The sequence below is a fragment of the Phenylobacterium sp. genome, assembly GCF_036402295.1.
In the GTDB taxonomy this organism is placed as follows: domain Bacteria; phylum Pseudomonadota; class Alphaproteobacteria; order Caulobacterales; family Caulobacteraceae; genus Phenylobacterium.
Genome location: NZ_DASWTE010000317.1, coordinates 1 through 3,879 on the forward strand (window position 1 = coordinate 1; position 3,879 = coordinate 3,879).

The following is a 3,879-nucleotide window of genomic DNA, read 5'->3' on the forward strand; positions in this document are numbered from 1 at the left end:
CCACGCCGATCTCGCGCAGCACCGCGATCGAGGCGGCGCGCATGCGCTGGTATTCCTTGTCGGTCAGCGTCAGCGCCGGGGCGACGGTGATCGAGTCGCCCGTGTGCACGCCCATCGGGTCGATGTTCTCGATGGAGCAGATGATGATGCAGTTGTCGGCCTTGTCGCGGACAACCTCCATCTCGTACTCCTTCCAGCCCAGCACGCTCTCCTCGATGAGCACCTCGGTGGTGGGCGAGAGGTCCAGGCCGCGCTCCACGATCTCGCGGAACTCCTCGACGTTGTAGGCGATGCCGCCGCCGGTGCCGGCGAGCGTGAACGACGGGCGGATGATCGCCGGCAGGCCGACCTGCTCCAGGCCTTCCATAGCCTCGTCGAGGTTGTGGGCGGCCTTCGACTTCGGGCTCTCCAGCCCGATCTTGTCCATGGCGTCGCGGAAGCGCTGGCGGTCCTCGGCCTTGTCGATCACGTCGGCCTTCGCGCCGATCATTTCGACACCGTACTTCCTGAGCGTGCCGGAGGCCTCGAGGGCGAGGGCGGTGTTCAGCGCCGTCTGGCCGCCCATGGTGGGCAGCAGCGCGTCGGGGCGCTCCTTCTCGATGATCTTCTCGACCATCTCGGGCGTGATCGGCTCGATGTAGGTGGCGTCGGCGACGTTCGGATCGGTCATGATCGTCGCCGGGTTCGAGTTCACCAGCACGATCCGGTAACCCTCGGCGCGGAGCGCCTTGCACGCCTGCACGCCCGAATAGTCGAACTCGCACGCCTGGCCGATGACGATGGGGCCGGCGCCGATGATCAGGATCGAGGAGATGTCGGTGCGTTTGGGCATTGGTCTCGCGCGAAGGGCCGCGCGGGCTGTCGCACCGCGCGCCGTTTCAATCAGAACTGCAGGTTAAGGCGCCCCAATAGAGGGGTAGGCCCGCGCGCGCAACCCGCTCTCTCGACGCAACCGAAATCGGCATTTGGTTCCCGGAAATTTGGCTTTTGAATCACGCAACTAACCGCGGCCTCAGGCTCTATTCCTACGAGCGCCCGACTGCGGCGCCGTTACGATATGGAGTTCCCATGAGCTTGCTGGAGAGAATCCCGACCCTCAGCGACGAGGAGGTGGTGAACCTTCTGGCGAACGCCCAGCGGCTGGCCGAGCAGGGCGACGAGAAGCAGAAGGCCGCCGCGATGGAGTTGCTGCCGACCCTCCGGGCCGAGGCCGAGACGCGCCAAACCGAGCGCATGGAGCGCGCCAAGGCCAAGCGGGCCGCGACCCGCCAGGCGACGATGAAAGCCCAGGCGGCCTAGGGCTCGCGCGCGGCCCGACGGTCGGGCAGGGTAGGGGGATGCAGCGTCCCTTCGCCTCCGTCGCCCTGGTCATCGCCGGTTTCGCCCTCGCGACGCCCGCGGCCGCCCAGCCGCTCACCCTGGGTACGCCCGTGACCATAGACGCCACCCTCTCAGGACAGCCGATCCGCCCGCCGCTCGGCGACCTGCGGGTGACGATCACGCGGACCGAGCTGCCCGTCGGCGGCCGGCTGGCGGCGCACAAGCACCCCTATCCGCGCCTGGTGCAAGTCCAGGCCGGCCGGCTGGCGATCCGCAACCTCGACACGGGCGAGAACCGCGAGTTCAAGGCGGGCGACTGGCTGGTGGACGCCGTCGACCAGTGGCACGAGGGCGTCGTGCTGGGCGAGGAGCCGGTCCGGCTCCTGACCATCGACCAGGCGCCGCCCGGCGCGACGGTGACGGTGCCCCGCAACCCCTGATAACTGCAGCGCTTGCATCGGCGTTCCTGGACGGGCAGCTTCGCCGTGTGTCAGTTCGCCGCACGCGAACACAATCCCAGGTATCGCTTTGGCTGCTGCAGCGACGACGTCAGACGTCCTTTCCCCCTTGATGGCCCGTATCGCCGCCGGCGAGCGTGAGGCCCTGCGACAATTGTACGACGCGACCTCGGCGAAGCTTTTTGGCGTCTGCCTCCGTATCCTTTCCGACCGTGAGGAAAGCGAGGACGTTTTGCAGGACGTGTACGTCACCATCTGGCGGCGGGCCGACCGTTTCGACAGCGCACGCGCCAGCGTGATGACCTGGGTGTCCACCATTGCGCGCAACCGCGCGATCGACCGCCTGCGGGCGCGTGGACCGATGGCCTATGCCGAACCGGTCGACGACCTGGAGATCGCCGACGGCTCGGTGGGGGCCGATACGCTGCTCGAGGCGGCGGACGACAGGAACCGCCTGCATCACTGCCTGGGCGAGCTGGACGACCGCACGGAACAGGTGATCCGGACCGCCTTCTTCGAGGGCGTGACGTACGAGGCCCTGGCGCGCCGCATGGATGCGCCCCTGGGGACGGTGAAGAGTTGGATTCGTCGGGGACTGGCGAAACTTAAAGGCTGCCTCCAGTCATGAGCGAAGCACCCGATCTTTCCGAGGCCGAAGCCCTCGCCGCCGAGCACGCCCTGGGCGTGCTGGACGGGCGCGAGCGGGCGGCGGCAGAAACCCGAATGGCCACCGACCCGGCGTTCGCCGCCGACGTCGAGGCGTGGCGGGGCCGCCTGGCGCCGATGCTGGGCGAGGTGGCGTCCGTGCCGCCGCCGACCGAGCTGTGGCGGCGCATCGAGCGCCTGCTGCCGGCCAACGACAACGGGGCGATCCTGGGCCGGCTGAAGTTCTGGCGGAACGCCGCGATGGGCGGCTTCGCGCTCGCCGCCGCCAGCCTGGCGGCGGTGGTCGTGCAGGTGAACCAGCCGCCGATCACCATCGAGAAGCAGGTCCCGGTCTCGCCGCAGGGCGAGCTGCTGAGCGCCAGCGTGGTCAGCCAGGAAGGGCGCGTGCAACCGCTGTTCGTGGCCGCCTACGACCCGGACCGGAAGTCGCTGATCGTCACCTCGCTGCTGCCGGAAGGCTCCGAGCGCGACAAGGTGCACGAGCTGTGGCTGATCGCCGGCCAGGACAAGCCCAAGTCGCTGGGCCTGGTCGAATCCGGCAAGGCCAAGGTGATCGCGCTGCCGACCGAGCTGCTGGGCAAGATGTCCGAGGGCGCGGCGCTGGCCGTGTCGCTGGAGCCGCCGGGCGGCTCGACCAGCCCCGACGGCCCGACGGGCCCGGTGATCGGCGTCGGCAAGCTGTCGAAGCTGTAGGCCGCGCGTGCGGCCGTTCTGGGGTCGATCATGAAGGGTATCCTGTTGGCCGCCGCGGCCTGCCTGGCGTTCGCAGGCGCCGCCGAGGCGCGGCCGATCAACGACCGGGGCATGACGGTCGAGGAGGTCTCGGCCTGGCTGAAGTCCGCCGGCTTCGACCCCAAGATCCAGAAGACCGACGCCGGCGAGTCGTACGTGCACTCCACGACCAAGGAGGGGATCAACTTCGACATCGACCTCTACGACTGCACCGAGGGCCGCTGCCGCGCCCTGCAGTTCGTGGCCAGCTTCGACCTGAAGGAGCCGCTGGCGGCCGCCAAGGTCAACGAGTGGAACCGCAAGAAGCGCTACCTGCGCGCCTCCATCGACGACAACGGCGACCCGACTTTCGCCTACGACGCCAACGTCGCCCCCGGCGGCACCTATGAGGCGCTGCAAGACGACCTGGACGTCTTCATGCAGTTCATGCCGGAAGTGCTTGAGCATATCGGCTGGTAGGTCGAAGAAAAATTCGCCGATCTACGCATCTGTTTGAGCATCCTGTTCGGTATCCGTCGTGTCGCTGAAGATGGCGACGATGTGAAGAAGGAAATCCAAGGATGTCACCCAAGTTCATAGCCGCCATGGCCGCCGGCATTTCCTTGTCGATGACCGGCGGAAGCTTCGCTCTGGCGCAAATGATGAAGGCCGAGAAGACCGTTCAGGTCGGCGGCGCACCGATGTTTCCGTCGAAGACCATCGT

Annotated in this window: 5 protein-coding genes and 1 pseudogene; 5 read left to right on the forward strand and 1 reads right to left on the reverse strand. The window is 67.8% G+C overall.

Features of this window, described 5'->3' with window-relative positions; all coding sequences use genetic code 11:
- Positions 1-832: pseudogene (locus VGD44_RS18960) on the reverse strand (carbamoyl phosphate synthase large subunit); the annotation flags it as partial.
- A 236-nt stretch (positions 833-1,068) separates the two neighbouring features.
- On the opposite strand from VGD44_RS18960, the gene VGD44_RS18965 reads away from it, so the two are divergent.
- The 5 genes from VGD44_RS18965 (at position 1,069) to VGD44_RS18985 (ending at position 3,635) form a co-directional block, all read left to right on the forward strand.
- On the forward strand, positions 1,069-1,299 hold the full coding sequence (locus VGD44_RS18965) for a hypothetical protein (RefSeq protein ID WP_331089936.1): 231 nt from the start codon (positions 1,069-1,071) through the stop codon (positions 1,297-1,299).
- A 38-nt stretch (positions 1,300-1,337) separates the two neighbouring features.
- Positions 1,338-1,760: a cupin domain-containing protein gene (locus tag VGD44_RS18970; protein WP_331089937.1), complete on the forward strand. Its 423-nt coding sequence runs from the start codon at positions 1,338-1,340 to the stop codon at positions 1,758-1,760.
- Between the two features lie 130 nt (positions 1,761-1,890).
- Positions 1,891-2,406: a sigma-70 family RNA polymerase sigma factor gene (locus VGD44_RS18975; RefSeq protein WP_331089938.1), complete on the forward strand. Its 516-nt coding sequence runs from the start codon at positions 1,891-1,893 to the stop codon at positions 2,404-2,406.
- Positions 2,403-3,137 carry an anti-sigma factor gene (locus VGD44_RS18980; RefSeq protein ID WP_331089939.1) on the forward strand — a complete coding sequence of 245 codons (735 nt, stop codon included), beginning with the start codon at positions 2,403-2,405 and terminating at the stop codon, positions 3,135-3,137. Before VGD44_RS18975 ends, VGD44_RS18980 begins: the two co-directional genes overlap by 4 nt.
- A 30-nt stretch (positions 3,138-3,167) precedes the next feature.
- On the forward strand, positions 3,168-3,635 hold the full coding sequence (locus tag VGD44_RS18985) for a YbjN domain-containing protein (RefSeq protein WP_331089940.1): 468 nt from the start codon (positions 3,168-3,170) through the stop codon (positions 3,633-3,635).
- The last annotated feature ends 244 nt before the right edge of the window (positions 3,636-3,879 follow it).

Coding starts and splice junctions, on each gene's coding strand:
- VGD44_RS18965 (WP_331089936.1), top strand. CDS start 1,069: ATGAGCTTGCTGGAGAGAATCCCGACCCTCAGCGACGAGGAGGTGGTG.
- VGD44_RS18970 (WP_331089937.1), top strand. CDS start 1,338: ATGCAGCGTCCCTTCGCCTCCGTCGCCCTGGTCATCGCCGGTTTCGCC.
- VGD44_RS18975 (WP_331089938.1), top strand. CDS start 1,891: ATGGCCCGTATCGCCGCCGGCGAGCGTGAGGCCCTGCGACAATTGTAC.
- VGD44_RS18980 (WP_331089939.1), top strand. CDS start 2,403: ATGAGCGAAGCACCCGATCTTTCCGAGGCCGAAGCCCTCGCCGCCGAG.
- VGD44_RS18985 (WP_331089940.1), top strand. CDS start 3,168: ATGAAGGGTATCCTGTTGGCCGCCGCGGCCTGCCTGGCGTTCGCAGGC.